General features: G+C 32.9%; 28 protein-coding genes and 3 pseudogenes. 4 read left to right on the top strand and 27 right to left on the bottom strand.

The window, feature by feature from the left end:
• Positions 1 to 6 precede the first annotated feature (6 nt).
• The 3 genes from BK579_RS21715 to BK579_RS26170 form a co-directional block, all read right to left on the bottom strand.
• Positions 7 to 222: a helix-turn-helix domain-containing protein gene (locus BK579_RS21715; protein ID WP_078549155.1), complete on the bottom strand. Its 216-nt coding sequence runs from the start codon at positions 220 to 222 to the stop codon at positions 7 to 9.
• A gap of 10 nt (positions 223 to 232) precedes the next feature.
• Positions 233 to 715, bottom strand: a complete 483-nt coding sequence (locus BK579_RS21720) for a DUF2975 domain-containing protein (RefSeq protein WP_078549157.1) — start codon at positions 713 to 715, stop codon at positions 233 to 235.
• 211 nt (positions 716 to 926) lie between these two features.
• Entirely contained in the window at positions 927 to 1,235 is a 309-nt protein-coding gene (locus BK579_RS26170; protein WP_204524749.1) for a DUF6199 family natural product biosynthesis protein, read from the bottom strand.
• Positions 1,236 to 1,442: 207 nt separating this feature from the next.
• Here BK579_RS26170 and BK579_RS25870 point away from each other — a divergent pair, with 207 nt between their 5' ends.
• Positions 1,443 to 1,601 carry a hypothetical protein gene (locus BK579_RS25870; RefSeq protein ID WP_169891219.1) on the top strand — a complete coding sequence of 53 codons (159 nt, stop codon included), beginning with the start codon at positions 1,443 to 1,445 and terminating at the stop codon, positions 1,599 to 1,601.
• Positions 1,602 to 1,806: 205 nt separating this feature from the next.
• Here BK579_RS25870 and BK579_RS21730 read toward each other — a convergent pair whose 3' ends face one another.
• Positions 1,807 to 2,142, bottom strand: a complete 336-nt coding sequence (locus BK579_RS21730) for a cytochrome c-type biogenesis protein (protein ID WP_235848505.1) — start codon at positions 2,140 to 2,142, stop codon at positions 1,807 to 1,809.
• 775 nt (positions 2,143 to 2,917) lie between these two features.
• Between BK579_RS21730 and BK579_RS21740 the strand changes: the two genes are divergently transcribed.
• Both BK579_RS21740 and BK579_RS27130 read left to right on the top strand, forming a co-directional pair.
• Positions 2,918 to 3,118, top strand: a complete 201-nt coding sequence (locus tag BK579_RS21740; protein ID WP_078549163.1) for a hypothetical protein — start codon at positions 2,918 to 2,920, stop codon at positions 3,116 to 3,118.
• A 21-nt stretch (positions 3,119 to 3,139) separates the two neighbouring features.
• Positions 3,140 to 3,385 (top strand): annotated as a pseudogene (locus BK579_RS27130) (OsmC family protein); the annotation flags it as partial.
• A 458-nt stretch (positions 3,386 to 3,843) separates the two neighbouring features.
• On the opposite strand, the gene BK579_RS21750 reads toward BK579_RS27130, so the two are convergent.
• The 8 genes and pseudogenes from BK579_RS21750 to BK579_RS21785 form a co-directional block, all read right to left on the bottom strand.
• Positions 3,844 to 4,386 (bottom strand): hypothetical protein, encoded by a 543-nt coding sequence (locus BK579_RS21750; protein WP_078549167.1) that lies wholly within the window; start codon positions 4,384 to 4,386, stop codon positions 3,844 to 3,846.
• Between the two features lie 214 nt (positions 4,387 to 4,600).
• Entirely contained in the window at positions 4,601 to 5,533 is a 933-nt protein-coding gene (locus tag BK579_RS21755) for a glycoside hydrolase family 43 protein (RefSeq protein ID WP_078549169.1), read from the bottom strand.
• 99 nt (positions 5,534 to 5,632) lie between these two features.
• Positions 5,633 to 6,199, bottom strand: a complete 567-nt coding sequence (locus BK579_RS21760) for a DUF4256 domain-containing protein (protein WP_078549171.1) — start codon at positions 6,197 to 6,199, stop codon at positions 5,633 to 5,635.
• A 1,513-nt stretch (positions 6,200 to 7,712) separates the two neighbouring features.
• The gene (locus BK579_RS21770) at positions 7,713 to 8,342 is read right to left on the bottom strand and encodes a class I SAM-dependent methyltransferase (protein ID WP_078549173.1); all 630 of its coding nucleotides are present in this window, start codon (positions 8,340 to 8,342) and stop codon (positions 7,713 to 7,715) included.
• Between the two features lie 99 nt (positions 8,343 to 8,441).
• Positions 8,442 to 8,711, bottom strand: a pseudogene (locus BK579_RS21775) (ATP-binding protein); the annotation flags it as partial.
• Between the two features lie 122 nt (positions 8,712 to 8,833).
• Positions 8,834 to 9,097 (bottom strand): VanZ family protein, encoded by a 264-nt coding sequence (locus BK579_RS26545; protein ID WP_235848506.1) that lies wholly within the window; start codon positions 9,095 to 9,097, stop codon positions 8,834 to 8,836.
• Between the two features lie 53 nt (positions 9,098 to 9,150).
• Positions 9,151 to 9,357 (bottom strand): hypothetical protein, encoded by a 207-nt coding sequence (locus tag BK579_RS26550; protein WP_235848507.1) that lies wholly within the window; start codon positions 9,355 to 9,357, stop codon positions 9,151 to 9,153.
• Positions 9,358 to 9,692: 335 nt separating this feature from the next.
• On the bottom strand, positions 9,693 to 10,049 hold the full coding sequence (locus BK579_RS21785; protein WP_078549177.1) for a VOC family protein: 357 nt from the start codon (positions 10,047 to 10,049) through the stop codon (positions 9,693 to 9,695).
• A gap of 250 nt (positions 10,050 to 10,299) precedes the next feature.
• On the opposite strand from BK579_RS21785, the gene BK579_RS21790 reads away from it, so the two are divergent.
• Entirely contained in the window at positions 10,300 to 10,524 is a 225-nt protein-coding gene (locus BK579_RS21790) for a hypothetical protein (RefSeq protein WP_078549179.1), read from the top strand.
• A gap of 113 nt (positions 10,525 to 10,637) precedes the next feature.
• Here the strand turns inward: BK579_RS21790 and BK579_RS21795 are convergent, their stop codons facing one another.
• From BK579_RS21795 to BK579_RS21865, 15 genes and pseudogenes are all read right to left on the bottom strand, one after another.
• Complete coding sequence (locus BK579_RS21795; RefSeq protein WP_078549181.1) at positions 10,638 to 11,669, bottom strand: TolB-like translocation protein; 1,032 nt, start codon at positions 11,667 to 11,669, stop codon at positions 10,638 to 10,640.
• A gap of 44 nt (positions 11,670 to 11,713) precedes the next feature.
• Positions 11,714 to 12,574: a permease prefix domain 1-containing protein gene (locus BK579_RS21800; RefSeq protein WP_078549183.1), complete on the bottom strand. Its 861-nt coding sequence runs from the start codon at positions 12,572 to 12,574 to the stop codon at positions 11,714 to 11,716.
• Positions 12,571 to 12,894 carry a PadR family transcriptional regulator gene (locus BK579_RS21805; RefSeq protein ID WP_078549185.1) on the bottom strand — a complete coding sequence of 108 codons (324 nt, stop codon included), beginning with the start codon at positions 12,892 to 12,894 and terminating at the stop codon, positions 12,571 to 12,573. Before BK579_RS21805 ends, BK579_RS21800 begins: the two co-directional genes overlap by 4 nt.
• Positions 12,895 to 13,204: 310 nt before the next feature.
• Entirely contained in the window at positions 13,205 to 13,375 is a 171-nt protein-coding gene (locus BK579_RS21810) for a serine kinase (RefSeq protein WP_078549186.1), read from the bottom strand.
• A gap of 131 nt (positions 13,376 to 13,506) precedes the next feature.
• Positions 13,507 to 14,001 (bottom strand): GyrI-like domain-containing protein, encoded by a 495-nt coding sequence (locus BK579_RS21815; RefSeq protein WP_078549188.1) that lies wholly within the window; start codon positions 13,999 to 14,001, stop codon positions 13,507 to 13,509.
• A gap of 101 nt (positions 14,002 to 14,102) precedes the next feature.
• Entirely contained in the window at positions 14,103 to 14,291 is a 189-nt protein-coding gene (locus tag BK579_RS21820) for a hypothetical protein (RefSeq protein ID WP_078549190.1), read from the bottom strand.
• A gap of 258 nt (positions 14,292 to 14,549) precedes the next feature.
• Positions 14,550 to 14,741 carry a hypothetical protein gene (locus BK579_RS21825; protein ID WP_078549192.1) on the bottom strand — a complete coding sequence of 64 codons (192 nt, stop codon included), beginning with the start codon at positions 14,739 to 14,741 and terminating at the stop codon, positions 14,550 to 14,552.
• 36 nt (positions 14,742 to 14,777) lie between these two features.
• Positions 14,778 to 15,224 carry a YaiI/YqxD family protein gene (locus tag BK579_RS21830; RefSeq protein WP_078549194.1) on the bottom strand — a complete coding sequence of 149 codons (447 nt, stop codon included), beginning with the start codon at positions 15,222 to 15,224 and terminating at the stop codon, positions 14,778 to 14,780.
• Between the two features lie 58 nt (positions 15,225 to 15,282).
• The gene (locus BK579_RS21835) at positions 15,283 to 15,582 is read right to left on the bottom strand and encodes a hypothetical protein (protein ID WP_078549196.1); all 300 of its coding nucleotides are present in this window, start codon (positions 15,580 to 15,582) and stop codon (positions 15,283 to 15,285) included.
• A gap of 793 nt (positions 15,583 to 16,375) precedes the next feature.
• Complete coding sequence (locus tag BK579_RS26840; protein ID WP_268876567.1) at positions 16,376 to 16,510, bottom strand: hypothetical protein; 135 nt, start codon at positions 16,508 to 16,510, stop codon at positions 16,376 to 16,378.
• A gap of 179 nt (positions 16,511 to 16,689) precedes the next feature.
• On the bottom strand, positions 16,690 to 17,151 hold the full coding sequence (locus BK579_RS21850) for a DUF4362 domain-containing protein (RefSeq protein ID WP_078549201.1): 462 nt from the start codon (positions 17,149 to 17,151) through the stop codon (positions 16,690 to 16,692).
• Positions 17,152 to 17,192: 41 nt separating this feature from the next.
• A complete protein-coding gene (locus BK579_RS21855; RefSeq protein ID WP_078549203.1) occupies positions 17,193 to 17,576 on the bottom strand; it encodes a YkvA family protein in 384 nt (127 codons plus the stop codon).
• A 126-nt stretch (positions 17,577 to 17,702) separates the two neighbouring features.
• Complete coding sequence (locus BK579_RS21860) at positions 17,703 to 18,188, bottom strand: hypothetical protein (protein WP_078549205.1); 486 nt, start codon at positions 18,186 to 18,188, stop codon at positions 17,703 to 17,705.
• A gap of 681 nt (positions 18,189 to 18,869) precedes the next feature.
• Positions 18,870 to 19,167, bottom strand: a pseudogene (locus BK579_RS27135) (SpoVR family protein); the annotation flags it as partial.
• A gap of 74 nt (positions 19,168 to 19,241) precedes the next feature.
• Positions 19,242 to 19,850 carry a CBO0543 family protein gene (locus tag BK579_RS21865; protein WP_235848508.1) on the bottom strand — a complete coding sequence of 203 codons (609 nt, stop codon included), beginning with the start codon at positions 19,848 to 19,850 and terminating at the stop codon, positions 19,242 to 19,244.
• Positions 19,851 to 20,063 lie beyond the last annotated feature (213 nt).

Raw genomic sequence — 20,063 nt, forward strand, 5'->3', positions numbered from 1 at the left:
TTAATTTTAGATATCTTCTTCACTTCGGTATTCTAAAAGATCGCCAGGCTGACATTCTAAAGCCTTACAAATCGCTTCTAGAGTTGATAGTCGAACCGCTTTTGCTTTTCCATTTTTTAGTATAGAAAGGTTAGCCATGGTGATTCCAACCCTCTCTGAGAGTTCTGTTACGCTCATTTTCCTTTTTGCTAACATCACATCAATATTGATTATAATTGCCATTGTTATCACCTCAGACCGTTAAATCATTTTCAGATTTTATGTTAATCGCTTCTTGTAAAAGTCGTTGGAGAACAGCAGCAAAAACTGCAATCACCATTGAAGCAAAAATAAGGATCAACCCGATAAAAATGATTCCAGGAGCATCATCTCTCTCAGCAACAAAATAAAAGAGTGGCATTCCTATTGTAAAGATGCTACTGATTAAGATTGCACAGGCTTTTATAGTTTTTAAAGCTTTAACAGATAAATCAGAGAAAGCATGATTGTTGTCAATATAGCTTAAAAGTTTAAACGCTTGATACAGTGCAAAGTAAAAAGGTATTGACGCTCCATAAAAAAGAATTAAAACAAGAAATTTCATATAAGCAACATCTGGATACAATTCTGCTGCAAAGTTACCTATTTCTGGTACCACAAATATGCATAAAGCAAGAATTGGAAGTCCAATAAGAATAACAGCTAGCCTTAAAAAGAGTGTTGTTCCATGTTTCATAAAAAGCACCTCACTAATTTATTTTTATAAATTGATTTTACCAACACTTTTATCGTTTTACAATAAAAAAATATTGATAACTGAGATACTTTTAATGAAATTACTTTTAACTATACAAAAAAGCATTCCTATTTAAGGAAATGCATTTGGTTTCAAACCCATAATAAAGTTTTTAATAATACCTGTCTTTAAAGTAAAGACCTCTCTTCTCTTAAGAGTCCAGGTACTGTTGTATTAACTTATAAACACCATAAAACACATAAAACAAGAATCCTAATATGATTACTAGTCTTATCAAGTAGTTCTCAATAATGAAAAATGATAGAAACATAGTTATACCGAAGACAGCTGCACTTGCTGCAAATTTCGTATAACGAATTGCGGTCTCTGAATACTCAGGTTCATCTTTATACATCCATCTTTGTCCGAATAGCATACTTTCTTCTGGGCAAAAATAGGTCCATATTAGCACTGCATATAAAGGAATCAAGAATATAAAATATAAAATGAGGTCACCCAAAGCTTTTCCCTCCTAACATTACGGTACCTATTAGAATGTACGTCATAACTTAATAGAAGTTTCACAATACTTTTTCGTTCTTGTAAACACATTTATGAGTGAACTAGTTAATTATGTGATACTTTGGTTCGAAAAACAAAAAAGGTTAAGAAAACAGTCTTTTGTAAACAATAAGCTTGCTTACCTACAGAATGAGGAGGAATTTATATGCGTCAACAACAACCAGCAAAAGAAAACAATAGTTCTATAATGAAGCCAGGCTTTGCGGGCACTGATCCACAAAAAGTGAAGCAAGACATTCAAAAAGATGTAAGCGAAGGACTAGGTTCAATGACTTCTCGTGAGGCAGGGTCAATGCAAGATTAGTTATATTAACTAGGATCATCATTAGAAACAGCTAATCACATTAAAGATTTGCCTGTATCTTCGATTATTAAGTTCGTTGGTATAGGCTTTTTTATTAATATGTATTGGATAGTTTACTTAATTGGAAATTATGATATACCATGAGACTAATTCCATGCAATTAGTCCAGTACCAAACTCCAAGCTTAGGTAACCATCCATGTTTATTATTTCTCCATTGTTTTTCGTCTTTTCATCATCACTAGTATACCTAATGAGATTGCTATCAATAGAAAAGGTAAGAGCTTTATAAGTACATTCATCCAATGAAAAGGTGCTTCCTGAACGTATTCTGCTTTTTTCCACTGATTTGCTCGTACTTCAACAGCAATTGCAGTTTCAATTGGTAGATTAATTATCTCAAAATATTTTGTACCTTTAGGATAAGCATTTGACGCATTTCCATAGTAATTTCCAGTCATGTCATTAGGGTAGGTTTTTACTTCTCCGATTCTGTCACCAATGTCACTGGCTGCCACCGTTTCCTCTTTTACTTCATACACCTTTCCATCCCACACAACAAAAGGATATGCCCAACTTAATCCTTGAACGGATGAAGTAAAGGAAAATATTAGAAATATACAACACAAGACTATTTTCTTAATAATTATTCACTCCTTACTTGCATAATTTCAGTTTACATAGTTAATTAATCTTAAATAAGCGCCATTTCATCTAAAAGTAACACCTTGTATATAATGAAAGATGGAACTGATTAAAAAGAATTATTATTAAATAGTACGAAGTTTTCACTCAATTCCCTTTCATTAATTGATATTCTTACCGATAAGTCTTTAGTTCTTAGAACAAACTCTTTTACACCTATAAATTCAGATTCCACAATTAAATAGAATTGTGTTCCCTTTTTAAATCCATTAAAATTATTCTTTAACTTATATATCTTCATTTTCTAACCTTGCAACTCCCGTAATCTATAATTAAATCCGTATCTTTTTCGTTTTTTCATCAGACAATTATTTAACGTCTCACTAGTAACTCTGTTACATATTTTAGTGTTGGGAAATCAACAAGTAAACCCTATGCCATAATATTTTCTAAAGAAAGTTCATTTATAATAGATTCTAACTTAGTCTAAAGTAACATATCTATATTTAATACATTCAATCTACTTGTCAGCCTATTTAGGAGAATAATTCATTTTTTAATAAACGAATAGTGATGGTCATTATAGTGGACAAGATACAAATAGGAAGAAAGTTAAAATTATTGCATTTGTTTAGATCTATTCTTTATCCTATACTTAAGGAGGTGATTTAGTTGAGTGAACCTATTGAATTAACGGAAATAACTATATTACAAAAAGATACAGCCAACAAAATCCGTCAAGCAAATATTAAAGGATTTGATGAACCAGTAGTATATGGTGTGCATGGAGGCGTAAAAAAATTTTATGGGGTAGAACCTGATATTGAATTTCCTTCAACCTTAGATCATATCGTATCTGCAGCTGGAGGCTGACTAGTTGGTACCCTATCTGGCGCGCTGGAGGCGCGTAAAATTCCAACCACAAATAATGTTAGAGCAAAGGTTCAGGGCACTATAGAAGCTCCTGAAGGCGTATTAAAAATAACGAAAATAAGCTGTCATTATAATGTCAAAGTTCCTATTGGGAAAAAAGAGGCTGCCGAAAGAGCCTTGTCAGTTTTTGAACGATATTGCCCTGTTGCTCAAACTCTTAAAGGAGCTGTAGAATTTAAGCACTCCTGGGAAATCGAGGAATATTAGTGTAAAGCCAATAGGGAAATGTCCCTTAATTTGTAGGGGGACATTGGTCTTATTTAGAATTTAAAAATAGACGGAGTTTTTCCGGTTAAAATGCAAATAGAACTTCATTTAGGGTAAATAAGCGGAGTTTTTTCCACTAACCGAAGCAAAATTACCTAGATTTCACGTTTTGGAGTCAATAGGTGGAATTTCTCCGTCTAATTAGGCTATTATATGTGCTATTTGCTAATTAAGAGAAATTTCTCCGCTTATTTATCAATCCATTCTGATTCCCTCATCTGGGTCCGGGTGGTTTGCTTTTTTATGTTTGGGTATAAGCCTGTTTTGTCCAGAAGTGGTATTCAAAATGGCTCAGCAAGTGAACTGAGCCATTTTATTTTTATAATTGCCAGCCTGCTTTTCAGACTGGATATTTCCAAGTTTTCAATCATTCCTATATAAATAATTATTCAACTGTTTTACTGCAAAACATCTACAGACACGACATTTGCAATATGGATAGAATCCTCAGAAAAAATGCAGTACAGGTCAGTTACATCATTATCTTGCTTGGTGTTTCGTATGACAAAACCTTCGTATCCTTGCTTAATTAAATTTTTGCGAAGTTTTGAATTGGCTTCTTCTTTATTTAATAGGATGGCTTGATCCTTCCACGTAAGGCTTTTGTTTTTCGCACCAAAATAATCACAATAATTGTCACGTTCACTCATAAACAAATCATATGATTGATATTCCTTGAGATTTGGATCATCCATATACACTTTGTAGATAAAACCATTAACTTCTTTGTCACATTCAACTACCTTAGGTTCTCCATCCTCCCAAAACTCTGTTTCTGATTTTTGGAAAACCGTTTCGGTTCCTTTTGCATACGGTTTTGCTGACTGGATGTCAGAAGTAAACCAAAATCCAATCGTATTAATATCGTTACTAAAATTCTGAACGACCATTTCTTTAGTGAATTGTTCAAATTCCCTTATTGAACCATGATACATTATCATAAGCAGCAGACCTCCTATTTTAAATCCCGCAATTGTAATCTTATATGGAAGTTTTATTGCCTATCCTGTATTATGCTTTTCCTGATTGAAGCTATACTTAACCTATGTATATAAAGATCGTTGCTCTTAGTCGGGCACATTATAGATATTTAGTCGCTAAGGGTTAAAATATTATAGTTTTTGCTTAAAACAACTATATTTGCATACAAAAAAACTAATTACTACTTTCTCCATATGCTTTTACTAACGCGTTATACTCATTCAAAGTAATTGGCATAACACCACCGTGCTTTGAATTAACAGGTATATCTAAACCTTCTTTAATTTTTGTGAATTGTGCTGTTTTTAAGTCCGTTGTATAGTAAGGAATATATTTTTTCTCACTTTGATAATGATCTAGCAATAAGCACCATTTATCTTCACCTTTTAGTTTAAAACAGGCAGGGCCTTCAACTCCAATTATATCTTTGAGGTTTGTATCCAGTGGAGTGAATTCTCCAAGTAAAGTGTCTGAAACTTCTACGGTAATACTCTTTACGGTCTCGTCTTTTGAAAAACGAAAATATTTGCCGTCTTCTTCAATAATCGTCGTGTCAATCACATGATTTTCCCGATCAATATATACTTTAGGTTCAGTAAAATTCACAAAATCCTTCGTTTTAGAAAAATAGATTCTATGTTTTTCAGCACCAAAGTTCTCTCTTGATGCCCAGAATACTAAAAAGTCATCAGCTTCTTTATCATAAATGGCCTCTGGGGCCCAAACACAGCCAGCGGATTTCGGTCCAACTTTAATTAATCGTTGTGCTGACCAGTTAACCAAATCATCAGACTCCCAAACCACAATATGCTGACTTCCCGACTTTTGCACTTCATCCCAATCCTTACGATAATGCATAGATAAATCTGTGCCTATTAAATAAAATTTATTTTCCTTTGGAGAACGGATAATAAATGGATCTCTTACCCCTAAATCTCCCAATTTCGATTTCAATATTGGTTTCTTTTCATTGAGAGTTTCCCATCGTATCCCATCCTGACTAACGGAAAAATAGACTTGCTCTGAGTTATCGCTACCCTCTTTTTCATGTATAAAATGCACAAAAAGATAAGCTTCATATTCTTTTCTCAATTCCACATTTGACATTTTGTTATCTCCTTTTGAAATAATTATGTAAATGTTCTCATGAATATTGCTATACATCAATCTAGATATCAGACTAAAACAATGAAAAATCAGTAAAATTTAGACTCTTAGTGAGCCACGAAAACCCCTGGCTGCATAATAGGAGTCTGCTCCATTGTGGTACATAAAGATAGTGTCATATCGACGGTCACAAAAGATCGCCCCACCAAGTTTTCTAATATTTGCAGGTGTTTGCACCCAACTTGATGTTTTCATATCGAACTTTCCAAGTGTCTGTAGCTCACGGTATTGTTCTTCCGTTAAAAGCTCAATACCCATGTTCCTAGCGATATCAATCACATTATTTTCAGGTTTGAATTTTTTCCTTGACTCTAGTGCCTCACGGTCATAACAAACACTTCTGCGACCTTTAGGACTTTCCGGAGAACAATCATAAAAAATGAATACGTCCGTCTTTTGATCATAACCAACAACATCTGGTTCACCGCCAGTTCTTTCCATTTCGTTAAGTGACCATAGCTTATCGGTATAAGCATCTAGCTTCGATTGAACTTTTGCCCAATCAAGATCTTTATGGCGGTTCATATTTTTCTCAAAACGTGCTTTCAATACAGTTACTAATTCTTCACGCTCTTCTAGTGACAGTGCCATATCTATCTTTGTCATATTAGTTTCCTCCTATATTCACTTCAACCTAGTTATATCACGATGTAAAATAAAATTTTGCTTTTACACAACCAATATAACTCTATATATAAAAACATTCTCAACTATCTTAATTACCAACAATCCATGTCCTTATTTCAATAACTTCTACAAAAAATACGTTAACCCTTTTTTTGGGATTAACGTATTTTTTCAACATTATAATTTTATTATTCATTTAATATAGCTATCAACGTGCTTCCGGGCTTACTCATTGCCTTAAATCTTATTCGCGCTAACAATTTTCACAATAAGTCAACTACTACTTTTTAGCCAGGCCAATATACGAACGAACTCGAATGATTCAAACCACGTGATTAAAAACAAAACGATGAAAAAGGAGCTCAGGGAAATGAATTTCAAACTTCCTTCTTCTTGTTTAGCTATCGCTATAAAACTTAACACCATTCCCACTACTAAAAAAAGGATCCCTAAAAGAGCAATCTGTTCAACATAATTATTATTAATCCAATTTAACAGAATACAAGTAGTCCTAATACTATGAAGCCTATGGACCATACACTAAATGGTTTCATACTACACCCCCTAAACAAGAAAATTTTACCATTTTTAAGGGGGTTAATAAAGGGGCTTGCTTCATTGTTAGTAGGTTTTGGATTAAAATAGACGTTACAATTATATCCGTCTTAAGCTACTTTCACTATTTTAACACTTTCTTTCTTAGCTTCTGGATTCGTTTCAAAACATCTAAGAAATAAACACCAACAGAAAGTTCTCAAACAAGTGAAAAGAACCATTCGCATCCTACATAACCCGTTCGGTTGAGAGGGAGAAAACGTTAATCAGCAGGTTAATTAGCAATACAAATACCCGCTTTCACCCTATTTTCTTTAAATAAGAGTCATGTCCTTACCTAGTGATAAATAAATAGGAGGAGATTTTTCCGTTAATTGCAGATTAGAGCTGGTTTTGAGCAGAATAGGGGGAGTTTTTTCCCTTATATAAAGCAAAAATACCTATTTTCAAGTATTACTAGTCAATAGGGGAAATTTTTCCCTCTATTTACGTTATTTTACATGCCATTTATGAATTAAGGGAAATTTTTCCCTCTATTTCTATTTACTGTGCAGTATATGTCTACTTCATCCCCGACTTGCTTATCCCACCCACATAACTGATGTTAGTTGAATATGCTTATCTATAGGAATAGCATATGTTCATAATATTCTCGTAAATAATTAAAGCGAATCACATTATAATTTTTTTCATAATCATTTTCAACACCCCAACTAGCGGCTCATTTAGCAGACGTACAAAAATTAATGTACCCTGCTATTTTCTGTGTTAATTAGTGTGCTAATCCTATGCTAATGCCCCTAAAACCACATATAAAACGTGGATATAACAACGAAAAAAAGAGATGCGAGTTAGCGTGCTAATTGCATCTCTAAAAGGCGTGTTATTTCGTATTTTCTCTCTCTCAAGCGAACGGGTCACATCCCACATGATTGGTTCATTTTAAATATGAACCATGATATGTAAGAAATCCCTTTATACCAGTGCATATAAACATTGAAGCATCTTGCTTCATGAAAATACTATTACCATGATAGAATGTCTTAGTTTCAATGGATTTGAAACCAACTTCGGATAATCTTTTTTCCATATCTTCATGTGAAAAACCGTTATGAACTTTCGGATGATATATTTTATCGTTTTTGTCAAAATCAATAATAATTAGCTTGCCACCATTATTTAAGATATCAAACAGTCCTTGTAAAATGTGATTAGTATCCGGGATATGAAGAAGGACTAGTGATACTAAAACGATGTCTGCCTTAAGCGCTGGAGTTTCTTGAGTGAAATCTGAATAAAGCACTTTTGAGTTGGTAATTCCTTTTTGAAAAATTTTAGCTTCAGCCACCTCCAACATTTGCTTTGATGAATCGACTAACAAAATAGAATTTACTAAATTTGATAATTCTAAACTAACTAGACCAGTTCCACTCCCATAGTCTAGTAAAGATTTTGTTTTAGAATTTTGTAATACTGACTTTACTTCCTTCACTATAACTTTTGATAATTCAACTCTTTCTTCTGTATCATATCTTTTTGCCATCTCGTTAAATACGTTATTCTCCATTTTTCAGCTCCTAATTCTTTACATGACACAACTTTAATAGTCCCTTTAATTGAGATACTTTTAATCTGTATTTGATACCATTACGCCATTGCAGTCCCTTCACAAATCTACTACTTTTTTAAAAAGCTTTATTGTAAAAGCAGTTCTCCATGGTGTACTCATTACATCAATTGTTCCACCGTGGAGTTCGATAATGCTTTTGGTGATTGCTAGTCCTAATCCTGAACCTCCTGTAAAATGTGAACGTGACTTTTCCACCCGATAAAATCGGTCGAAAATATGTGGAATGTCTGAGGGTGGTATGGCTTGACGACCGTAATTGACGATTTCAATGTCGATCGTTGTTTCTGTTTCTTCTAGCTTTACATCATCTGAGGCTTTTGTAATTAAATATCCCTCATTTTTCAAATACACCTCGATTAACTCACCAATATGTCGGTCATCATCTACAATTAAGATTTTAGTCACTTTTATTAAACTCCTTATTTTAACTAGAGTTGAAACTTCTGAAAATTATTCCTAAATAGATGAATCTTAAACAACTTACTAACAATTAGATAACCAATAACAGCACCAGCTGTAATCGCTAATAAGTCATTAACATCAGTGCTTCTCCCACTGCCTAACGTCACTCGAATAATTAACTGCACTAATTCAAATGAAAGACTCAAGAAAAATCCTAGTTTAGCAATCCTTTTAACAGATATTGTATTTTTGACTAGAAACGGAATGTATATCCCAAAGGGAATAAGCATGATTATATTTAATAAAAACGTCTGAACATCAATGGTTAAAATCGGAATAAAGTTTATCGTTTATACCAAGGCGTTTGATTAGCATATTGACCAATATTCACATCAATCGGGAAAAATACCAGGTGAATGACACTAAGTAAGTATATCCCAAACGAGATAAGAACAACATATTGAGCTAAATTTATCCTTCTCTCTTGACGCTTTGTCCAACTGATCAACCAAATCAACCCTAATAGAGCAACCGGAACTAATACAACCATGATTCAATCGTAAACATAATAGAAATTGACTCTTTCATAAGATCCCTCCTGGAACCTTTGTTAATATATAATACAAACTCCAGTATGGGCGGAATTCTAAAGTTTTTATAAAGAAGTAATAAAGGATGTCTAAATTATTTGAAGGTTATTCTAGAATCAAGAAAACCGACAATAATTTTGTCGGTTTTTAGATACTGCTATGTAAAATTTATAGATTGTCTGTTTCCATAATTTTAATGGCTAATTCCATCGGTTATATGGTCAAATAACTTCCTACCTAATGAAGAAGAAGGGTCGAGTCTCTTAAAAAAGGATCATTATAGACAATTACTATTCTAACAATGACAAACCATTAATAAATTACCATCAGGATCTTTAAAGTTAAACCAATGTCCGTTCTCTATCTCCGTTACAAATTCCACGTTACGTTCTTTCAGTGATTGATATGCGTTATGTATGTCGTCCGTATTGAAATGAAAAGCAGGATTTTTATATAAAGCTTCCTCAGAATAGATATTACTGTCAAGAACAAGGTTCAATCCATTATTATCAAGCGGAATACAACACAGGTGACCTGCGATTATCTCATACTTAGGTTCTAAATTAAGTATATGACAGTACCATTCTCGTGCATTAATTATGTTACTTACAGGAATAAAAATCGCCCCAACTTTACTTATTATAATGCCCACATCATCACTCTCCTAATTGAAAAGAAGCAGTAACACCAACTCACCATACCTTTAACACTGCTTATAAAATCATTATTTCAACACGAACTGTCACTATTCCTGCTTGGATAGAATGGTTATTATATTCGTTATTAAGTTAGAGAAATTACACATAGTATCATTAAAACTGAAAATAATACCATCAAGGTCACATATAGTGAAGCCACCTGTAAGCACCAAGAAATCTCTAACTACAAAAGGAGATGAAATAATGAAAAATATTTCTCACATTATCCATATAGGTGAATTAATAGCCGTGTCAAAAGTATTCCAACTAAACCCTTATCGAATGATAACATTAATTGAAAATGGTTTAATGGAAGTATTTGAAAGTAAGGAAGCTTTTTCACAAAAGTACGGCAAAAATGAAATGTATGATAAATTAGAAGACTGGTGCGAGTTAAATAACGGCAAGGTGATTACTAAGAAAAAATAGACAACTGAATATAATAAGCTTGGATTTTCCGTAAATGACCGTGGATATCTAATAACTGATCACATTGTACATTTCCAATTTTCCCATCCTAAGTACGAATAAAACTATTCCCTTTAGTGAAGGTCTATTTCTTGAATTTGATCTCCATCAACATTCATTTTATAAAGCTGATAATTGGGATCACCCTTAGCAAAATTTCTATCCAGCATAAAGTAAATAGTACTTCCATCCTTACTAATAACAGGATCACTCACATATTCGCCAAAATGAGTTAGCTGTTTCTCTTCTTTTGTATCTAGATTATATTTATATAATTCGTATTTAAAGATGCCTCCGTCATTAGGATTACTAATGGATTGAAAGATAAGTTCGTTTTCATCAGGAGTAATTGTAAAACTAAAAATAGAGACTTCACGGTTAGGATCTGAAATAACAGATGTCTCTTCCGAATCCTCCAAAGGAACTTCAAAAATCCTTTGTTTTACGTCGAAACTATCTTCTGCGGTCTCTACATCTGAATCATCATCTCTACCTAAGTAAACACGATCACCACTCTCGGCAACGTTTAACGAATAAATTGAATACTGCTGAAGATTGGTCTTTCGTTCACTTATTTTTTGAGTAAGGTTAAATTCGTAAACATCAAAATCATGTGGTCTTTTCCCTGTAATTGGTGAATAGTTTTCAAATGTACCAGCTCGAAGGTAAAAAAGGGACGTTTGGTCGTGCTTAAATTCAATCTCTGTTATCGTTGAAGAATCAGTGAATACTTCCGTTATTACCTCTTTTTCTAAATCATAAAAATGGACCTTACTTAACAATTCTGTTTCCTTATTTTTATTTGTAGTAATATAAGCTAAGATCGTTCCATCACTTGAAAAGGTTGGGTCTAGAATGATCGTTTCTTCATCATATTCTGCCAATATTGTATCTTTTGACTTCCCTTGATTACTTAATAATAATTGTGGTTTCCCACTTGTATACATTACATAAGCAATATCATTTAAAGAAGATACATCATATTGATTGGAAAGCCCCTTCTGTTTTTCACTTTCCGTTTTGTTAAAAACTATCCCTAATACCACAAGAATTACTGTTAAACTAGATAAAGATACTAATAGAAACGTGAGTTTTTTTTTATCCATTATACAATCCTTTCTCAATTGCTATTATCTAAAGGCTACTGTTATTAGTAGCGGACTGGTCCATACATCAATACAAAAATGATAATACAAGCTACAATAGGTATCATCCCCAGTACAAATGCAGCTTTTTTATTTCTCTTCGCCAATTTTACTTGCGCCATATACAGAGCCGTCCAAACGGCAATTGGACAAGCAAACACAACCATCATGAAATGAAATTCACCAATCATAATTAGTCCGCCAATGATTAGAAATAGTGAAATCCCGATAACGATAATTCCACTCGCAATATTTAATCCATGTAGTAACTTCATATACTTTTCATTAGAACCGTAATCATAGGTTGTTATCCAATAAACAAGAACAATGCTTAGAGCGATGTTTAACCATACCCAAATCGTCAAGCCGACATTTCCCGAATGATCTAACTGGCCAACAATTAACCAGCCGTATAAATGCCCCAGAGTATGAAAGATCAACAAACCATTGATCCAAAACTTCTTATTTATGTGAAAATGCTGATTTAATGGAAGAAACAATAGCATGGAACTCAGAACCATCGAATAACAAAGCCATCCAATATAGGCATCCCCTTCAACAAAAAGACTTAATAAATAAATGCTGATTGTAGCAATAATCGAGGATATTGATAAAGTGAGCATTAACTCCTTTCGATATGGAAAAAGTGCTTGTTGAATTTGACTGCCAATTTCCCCTTCTTGGCCAAATAGCTGCATGGCCCTTTCCTCTGCCTCGTCTGATGTTAAACCCTCTGCCTCAATTAAGTAATCGCGAGAAATCTGTAGATGTATAAGTAGTTCCTCATATAAGTCCTCTTTTTCTTTCTTAGAACTTTCTGTATGATGGACAATATTTTCCACATACCGTTCTAATTTCGATTTCATATAAGACCCTCCGAGCTTTTTTGTACTAAATTCTCAATGAGTTTCCAATCCTTTTGTTTTTTCCCTAATTCCTCTGAACCGGAATCTGTAATTTTGTAATACTTTCTTCTCCCTGAAGGAGTCTCTAACCAATACGACTCAATCCACCCTTTTCTCTCTAAACGTTTTAATGCAGGATAGAGAGTCCCTTCACTCATTTCATAGTGATCGCCACTAAGCTGTTTTAGTAACCTAGTAATTTCATACCCATAAAGATCTTTCTGGTTAATAAGCGATAACAAAAGAAGATCAATACTTCCTTTTAACATTTCCTTGTCCATTCCCTCACCCAATTTCCTATTTTTGTAATTAGTATTGTATCACGATGTACATCGTGATACAAGGTATACTCGTGATTTATTCCCTTGTTTTTCCATAAACCTTTAGCTCATTATTGAAGTGTTTTCTAAATCAATAGAAATTGAATGTAAAAAAAAGCTACTACTAAAGACTTGGTTATGGGCACATGAAAGTCTGCTACCTCTTGAAACCGTATCTAAAATAAAAAAATTCAGCCTTCGTTAAGACTGAACTATTTCTCTCTTTTTTAATTAAACCTAAACCCTTTTTGGATCGATGTCTCCTGTCAGCTTAAATACTTTTGTTTTTTCTTTTTCCATTTCCAATAAAAACGGACATTAACATAAAGCCAACCCCTATTATATTTAAGATCACATTACCTAAATTGCCAATGTTATCAACTCTAAGTCCAAACAAAATCGCACCAAAAAGAATAAAAGAAATAACCCAAAACAGTCTCAATATTTTGCCTCCGTTTGTAACATAGCGACTGCTTCTTGTTCAGTAAACGCTCTCGTTACTTTAAGTAAAATACTTCATAGCCAAAAGGATCGATGTCATTATAAAGAAACTCGAAGTGAATCATCTTGTATTTAATTGCTATTTTTAAGTCTAATTGGGAAAAGCAGCAAAAACTCTGCCTTTCTTCGATCCAAGGAAGAATGTACTGTCGAGTACATCTCGAATCCATATAAACCTTCTTGTTCATAGTCTGAATCTTTTATCCATTCATACAACTCATTATAAGCAACACTGGCATTATCAATGTCTCCTTGATATTCTAGAACAGCATATGTTGCTTTAGGAAGTGTATAAGAAATCATACCGACTGGTGGTTCTGAATCAACACTACATTCAACACCAGCTATCCATATAAATGGATCTTGGGCAGGATTGTAATTTGGAGGATCAATGAAAATTCCATAGGTAATCGGAAGATCAATTGCACCATTAACCTCTTTCAGTCTTTTATTAAAAGATTGTTGGAGTTTTGGAATAATCATTTGTTCTCGTGTATCTTTCAACAATGTTTCTATCTTCATTCCTATAATATGAGCTGAATCTCTTTTAACTATTTTGATAGTCATTCATGTATCTCCTCTTTGTTAAAATTCAATATAAAATGCTTATCAATCTTTTTTGTAAGTAAAGGCGAAATTATATCAATAATCGAAAAAGTTTACAGAGCCTAATTTATGAAAAGAGCTAAAATCGGAAGCACTAATAAAACAATAATTACACTTTGGATAAAAGTGAGTAAAATGTCTTTTTTCCATGGATTACTCTTTGGATAACGAGTGTTGATTCTTTGAAACACAAGAAACACTACCCAAAAAACTAAAATACTATAAATTGTAGACATAACACTATCGTACAAATCGGTTCCCCCTTAATTTGTAAAGAAGCAGATTTCGATAGTTCTCTTTTTCTACAAAAATCTATTTCTTTTGGTTATAACTACATTTACGGATTAAATAGCCAATGATTTCAGAATATTGAGTTATCTCATTATATCTGGTTATTCAGACTGTTACATGTTATCAAAATGAGAACATTCACCCCTTTAACTTAAATCCCTAATAACCATCAATATTTATAACGAAGTTTTAGTAAAGTAAAAACAAAAGAAAAGAGTTTACTTTTTAGGCTTATCAAGTGCTTGATATGCTACCTGGTACTTTCCTCCATCGGCAACTTCTGAATGGTACAAGGCCTTGAGGGCATTGTTTTTTTCAAGACCATGTTCCGCCTTCAGTTCTTTAAAGCGTGTATGCAGTTCTTTGTTTTCCTTAATTAGTTGTTGCATTTGCGATTTTATGTACTTCAAAATATTTATCTCCTTTCAGAATCTCTGAGTTCAAGCCTAATTTTCACTAGAAATAACCTGTTTAAAAAGTTCCCTAAATTGCTCCCGATCTTCTGCTGTAAAAGGTTTTGGTCCCTTTGTTCGCTGTCCGCTTTTTCGAGCCATTGCACTTAAATAGCGTGTTTGCAATAATTGGTCAATATTTTCATTTGTATAACTAAATCCCTTATGGTGGAGGACAATCATTCCTTTTGCTAACCCTAGCGATGCAAGACCATAATCTTGCGTCACAATAATATCTCCTTTTTCAGCTAACTTTACAATCCGATAATCTGCAGCATCTGCTCCAGCATCTACATAAATGGTTTCCACTCCTGATGGCTGTTCTGCATTAGAAAAATGAGAAAAGCTTGTAACAAGGATAACCGGAATTTCTAAATTCCTTGCTTCCGATATTATAATATCTTTTACCGGACAAGCATCTGCATCCACATAAATTTTCATCTTTCTTCCTCCTGTTAAGAAGTAGCTCTTGTTCTTCAGAATTCAATCATTAAATCGTCTAAAAGTTTAATTTTATCTTTCTCGTATAATATAACGTAAAAGTGATAATTATTGTTAATAGAGCCGTTCCTCCTAAAATATACACTCCACCCCAATCATTTAACTTACCAGTTAAAGCCCAGACCTGATACGGAATAAAGACCAAAGCAAAAATTATAGGGATTCCCCAAAAAATGAAAGTGACATTTTGTTTGATTTCTTCTGTGGTAGATTTAGTTTTTAACTTTTCCAGAACAGTCATCTTGATTATTGAGATAAATAAAATAATTATTACGATAACTAACAGTATAAAATCCAATCGAACTCCTCCTCATTTTATATTTATTAAACCATTCACAGTACAGTAAGAATAACTTCTCAGTTTTTCATTTAAGTTTCATATCCTCTTATTTTATCAAGCCACCGTTAGGTAAAAATAAAGCATGAAATTAGTACAAAACATACCAGTAAAATGCATCACCATTTTAGCTACAAGTATTAAAAGGAATACTTCAACTCTACTCTAACAAATAAAATATAGTCCATGTAAGGGAGGCAACAATTACTGCCAAAGTAATAGCAACCCAAAAAGTATTCAATTGAGTGTTATCTTCTCCATGTTTAATTTGCTTTAGTAACTGAACAAATTTGAACGTTAAAAAGATACATAAAATTGGATTGATATAAAGTGCTGTTACTATAAAAAAATCCATCATTGTGTCTTCTTCTCCCCCTAATTCTCATTATTTTACCTTTTATCTATTTATTGTAATTCGTTTTGTTAGTGAAAAAGCGACTGCTCATCTTGAACAACCGTCCCCATACAGGCAGAAGAATTTATATACTTACTATTACTGAATAAACAAATAATATCGCCAAAACAACTTTTATAACGGTTTTAGAAAACTGTTTAAGTCTATCGCTCTCAAATGTTCTCAGTAATAAGTAAAAAAAGCCAACTACCCAAATACCATTTTGAAAAAAAGTAGAAATTATATTTGTGATAAAATGGAAAATGAAATTTAAGCCCATTACTATCACTCCTTAACCTAATAATACTTTAGCACATAAAAACATAGGGAGATTTTAGTCTTCCTATGTTTTCATTCATATTATTTTTCTGTTTGTTTTTGCTTCTTTTTCAAATACTCCGCACGTATTTTTTCAAGCTGCTGCTTTTTATCAAATTTTGCAGGCTTCTGTTTTTCATGAAACTTTGTCACAGCTACCTTACCTTTGGTATCCAATTGGTATTTTCCCACTTTGTTCACCTACTTTTCTTGTCTTAAAGAGATTCTATTCAATAAATATACTTTACACTATTTTACTGAAGTAAACCTTTTTACTGCTAACTTTGTATATATCAGTAAAACAATAAAACAGTTATATATAGTTGAATACGATGTACAATAACTCATTCCATGCTTCATTTCCAAATTACTAAAATACTATTATCTCTATTGGTTTTGTCACAACCTGTCAAATCGTAATCAGTTCTTTCTTCGTTCTCTTTAATATCTATTGATCTGCAAATTGCTGTGTTTATGTTACCAGAACCAAATGTATCCCTTCTTGTATCTGTGGTTGATTGAATTACTTCACCGTCATATTTAAGGTCATGCAGCATTGGGTCTCCTTCTTCAGTGTACGTTACAACTCTAATCTTATCTTCAAAACCTTGTTTTACATTTTCTATAAATGCAAAGAACTTATCTATGTTTGTAATATCTCCGTGCATATTTACAACGTCTTCTGGTGATTGAACATATTCAGGAATGTTGTTTTGTTTTGTAATAGAAGGTGATTCATTCCCTTGACTTAGCTCATTTGATTGGCATCCTGAAAAAATGAATAGCAATATCGCAGTAAAAAACAAAATCTTTTTCATCTATTTCCCCCTAACACTCCTTAGTAAATATAAGGATCAGGTTAGCTTAATAACCTATAAATTTTTATAAGAGCCCAAATCACTATTAATCCCCAAATCAATACTATTATTGAACCGACTATCCAATTCTTCGGCTTACCGTTTTTCATCATTTCTTCTGCCTTAACTTCACAGTCAGATATTACACTCTTTGGTATCATCTTTAGCCCAATCATTATCCCTAATGGAACGAGAATTAAATCATCTAAGTAGCCAAGAATGGGTATAAAATCAGGTATTAGGTCAATCGGACTGAATGCATAAGCTACAACACAAGCCGTAAATAGTTTTGCATACCAAGGTACACTTGGATGTTTATAAGCACAGTAAAGAATATATATCTGCCGTTTTAAATTCCTTGCCCAATCCTTAATTTTTTTTAACATTTTATCTCCTAATAATAGTTAAGATTTTATTCCCATCATAACAAATTTATTAAACAATCGGCTCGTTACTTAAGTGGTTTCTTTCACAATTTCTTTATAATATTTAATCCAATGACAAAAGATTATTTAAAAGGATATATCTTTTAGGTACCAATCTTCCTTTAATTTTATAAAATAAAGTTTGAAGTATCTGTCTTCCTGAACAGAATCACCATTTTGATCAACATAATGTGGGCGAATTGTTACTTCAACCTCATTACCATTTTGTTTGAACGATACCCCTTCGATAAACCACCTTTTTATAATATAATTATCATCGTTGTAAGTTATTTTCCTTTCATTTCCTAGTGTTATAGCGTATATTTCCCCATTTTTTTCTTCGAACCGAAATTCTTCATGTGAACGTTCATTCAAACTTTCCACGTCATTATTCTGTAAATCATAAAGAAGTTTTGAACTATACATATTAATATAAGGGCCTTCAGTCACTTGGTAATTGTATAAACTTTCAATATCATGTAGCTTTTCTAACTCTTTTTCTGTTTTTTCAATTTCTTCTGTTAAATCATGGACTTTTTTTTCTAATTGTTCTACTGCAATTGAATCCGGCAAAGAAGATGCTTTGTCATTGTTCCAGTAATAATTATTAAGAATGCTAGAATAATAAGTAATTTTTTCATCAAACTCACCTCACTATTAGTTACTTCTAATTTCAATAAGTAATTGTCAATCTCCTTCTTACTAAATGCTTCGGTTAGTGAAAGAGCGTTTCCACTAATTGTAGAAACGCAATCCGTTAGTTTAAGTGCGTTATTTCATAAAGTAAGGTATGGCTCTAACAAAATAAGAACCCCGACTTCATCCTACTTTCTTTAAATAAAAAGTCATGGCCTTACCTAGCATAAATAAATAAGAGGAGATTTTTCCGTTAATTGCAGATTAGAGCTAGTTTTGAGGTAAATAGGGGGAGTTTTTACCCTTATATAGAGCAAATCTGGCTATTTTCAAGTATTCTAGTCAAATAAGAGAAATTTCTCCCTCTATTTACTTTATTTTAAATGCTATTTATGAATTAAGGGAAATTTTTCCCTCTATCTCCATTTACTATGCAGTATATGTCTACTACACATCTCCTACTTGCTTCTTCTACTATCAGGTTAGTATAAGTGTAACATTTCACATAATCAGATTCATTAATAAAAAAAGCTACTAATTGCTCAGCAGCCTTTTTAATCTTAAACATATTGGAAGATGATATCCAAACTATTTTAGAGCGATTTTGCCTCAGAGGATATTGATCAAGTGAGGGTGATCGATAACCGTAATATAAGGGAATCCACCATTTACCTTATACTGCCTGGCTGATCATGGACATGCATCAAGCCTTTATCTTCAATTATAGTCATGGCCTTCCTTCTGGAACAAATACCTTTCCTCACGCATGACTAAATCCTTCGTTAAGTAATTACGGATAAATCAAATACCAGACTCGACTTCTCTAGCTTCGAGCATCTTCTCTCTTCCTGATCCAAGCTCTTATTCCTCGATCAATCATCTTAGGTGTTGGGTTTTCATAACGTTCTTCGATATCTTAGATAATCTGTTCTTCATTTTTAAAAGTTGATCTTTTCAAATTCTATTCACTCGACCGTTTATAGAACTATTTCATAGGTGTTTTCTCACCTTTGGATGGTGATTTAAGTAGATAAATAACTTTGTTATTAATATCGCCAAAGTAAGGATTAAGAGATAATTAAGAAATAGATAAAAATAATTCATACCTTTATCAAGATGAATTAAATCCCATGCAGCCATTAATGGCTTAAGGAAAAAAGAGAACAATGCACTCGTCAGCACCCCATAAAGAAATACATTCTTATTTTTGTTGATACACCACTGATATACCAGCATAAATGTAACAGGAACAAATGAAGCATCTAAAGCAAAATTAACCGGCATAATAGGGATAACCTGAAACGGATAATAAACAAAGCCTGTTCTCATGGCAATAGCATCTGAATATGTAAACCATGTATGTATATTAAAACCATAAAATCCTATTTGGAAAATTCTAGTTCTGTCAATTTTAAAGTATATAACAACAAGAGGGATAATTAACAATAAAAAAATGATCCAAAATGGGATCGTACCTACATTGGAAAAGTCCTTCCAATAGTCCATCCACATGGAAACAACTTTTTCCTGTTCTTCTAATATTTCATTTAACCTCTTTCCTTGCTCTTCTGTCATCAATACGTGTTCTTTTGTAATCAACACGCAACATCTCCCGTCTCCTTTTTGGATAGTATTTCATTGTTTTCTACTTCTTAGTCATGCCTTTTCTGTATCTACCACAAAATTAATTTACTTGTGTATACAATCTTATTTGACACTTTCTTATGTATTTTATGCTGAGGTTCGGAAAGACGGGTCAATCTATTTTGATGCACGTGATGATTTTTCACATAAAAAACCCAACAAAAAAAG

Origin of the sequence: Litchfieldia alkalitelluris, assembly GCF_002019645.1 — a bacterium.
Taxonomy (GTDB): Bacteria; Bacillota; Bacilli; order Bacillales; family Bacillaceae_L; genus Litchfieldia; species Litchfieldia alkalitelluris.

What these genes read in the sequence shown, in the direction of transcription:
- BK579_RS21755 (WP_078549169.1), bottom strand. Translation starts at nt 5,533, where the DNA reads ATGTCAAATGTGGAATTGAGAAAAGAATATGAAGCTTATCTTTTTGTG.
- BK579_RS21795 (WP_078549181.1), bottom strand. Translation starts at nt 11,669, where the DNA reads ATGGATAAAAAAAAACTCACGTTTCTATTAGTATCTTTATCTAGTTTA.
- BK579_RS21760 (WP_078549171.1), bottom strand. Translation starts at nt 6,199, where the DNA reads ATGACAAAGATAGATATGGCACTGTCACTAGAAGAGCGTGAAGAATTA.
- BK579_RS26550 (WP_235848507.1), bottom strand. Translation starts at nt 9,357, where the DNA reads ATGGTTGTATTAGTTCCGGTTGCTCTATTAGGGTTGATTTGGTTGATC.
- BK579_RS26545 (WP_235848506.1), bottom strand. Translation starts at nt 9,097, where the DNA reads ATGCTTATTCCCTTTGGGATATACATTCCGTTTCTAGTCAAAAATACA.
- BK579_RS21830 (WP_078549194.1), bottom strand. Translation starts at nt 15,224, where the DNA reads ATGAAAATTTATGTGGATGCAGATGCTTGTCCGGTAAAAGATATTATA.
- BK579_RS21805 (WP_078549185.1), bottom strand. Translation starts at nt 12,894, where the DNA reads ATGGACAAGGAAATGTTAAAAGGAAGTATTGATCTTCTTTTGTTATCG.
- BK579_RS21750 (WP_078549167.1), bottom strand. Translation starts at nt 4,386, where the DNA reads ATGATAATGTATCATGGTTCAATAAGGGAATTTGAACAATTCACTAAA.
- BK579_RS25870 (WP_169891219.1), top strand. Translation starts at nt 1,443, where the DNA reads ATGCGTCAACAACAACCAGCAAAAGAAAACAATAGTTCTATAATGAAG.
- BK579_RS21790 (WP_078549179.1), top strand. Translation starts at nt 10,300, where the DNA reads ATGAAAAATATTTCTCACATTATCCATATAGGTGAATTAATAGCCGTG.
- BK579_RS21850 (WP_078549201.1), bottom strand. Translation starts at nt 17,151, where the DNA reads ATGAAAAAGATTTTGTTTTTTACTGCGATATTGCTATTCATTTTTTCA.
- BK579_RS21715 (WP_078549155.1), bottom strand. Translation starts at nt 222, where the DNA reads ATGGCAATTATAATCAATATTGATGTGATGTTAGCAAAAAGGAAAATG.
- BK579_RS21770 (WP_078549173.1), bottom strand. Translation starts at nt 8,342, where the DNA reads ATGGAGAATAACGTATTTAACGAGATGGCAAAAAGATATGATACAGAA.
- BK579_RS21720 (WP_078549157.1), bottom strand. Translation starts at nt 715, where the DNA reads ATGAAACATGGAACAACACTCTTTTTAAGGCTAGCTGTTATTCTTATT.
- BK579_RS21855 (WP_078549203.1), bottom strand. Translation starts at nt 17,576, where the DNA reads ATGTTAAAAAAAATTAAGGATTGGGCAAGGAATTTAAAACGGCAGATA.
- BK579_RS21815 (WP_078549188.1), bottom strand. Translation starts at nt 14,001, where the DNA reads ATGACTATCAAAATAGTTAAAAGAGATTCAGCTCATATTATAGGAATG.
- BK579_RS21800 (WP_078549183.1), bottom strand. Translation starts at nt 12,574, where the DNA reads ATGAAATCGAAATTAGAACGGTATGTGGAAAATATTGTCCATCATACA.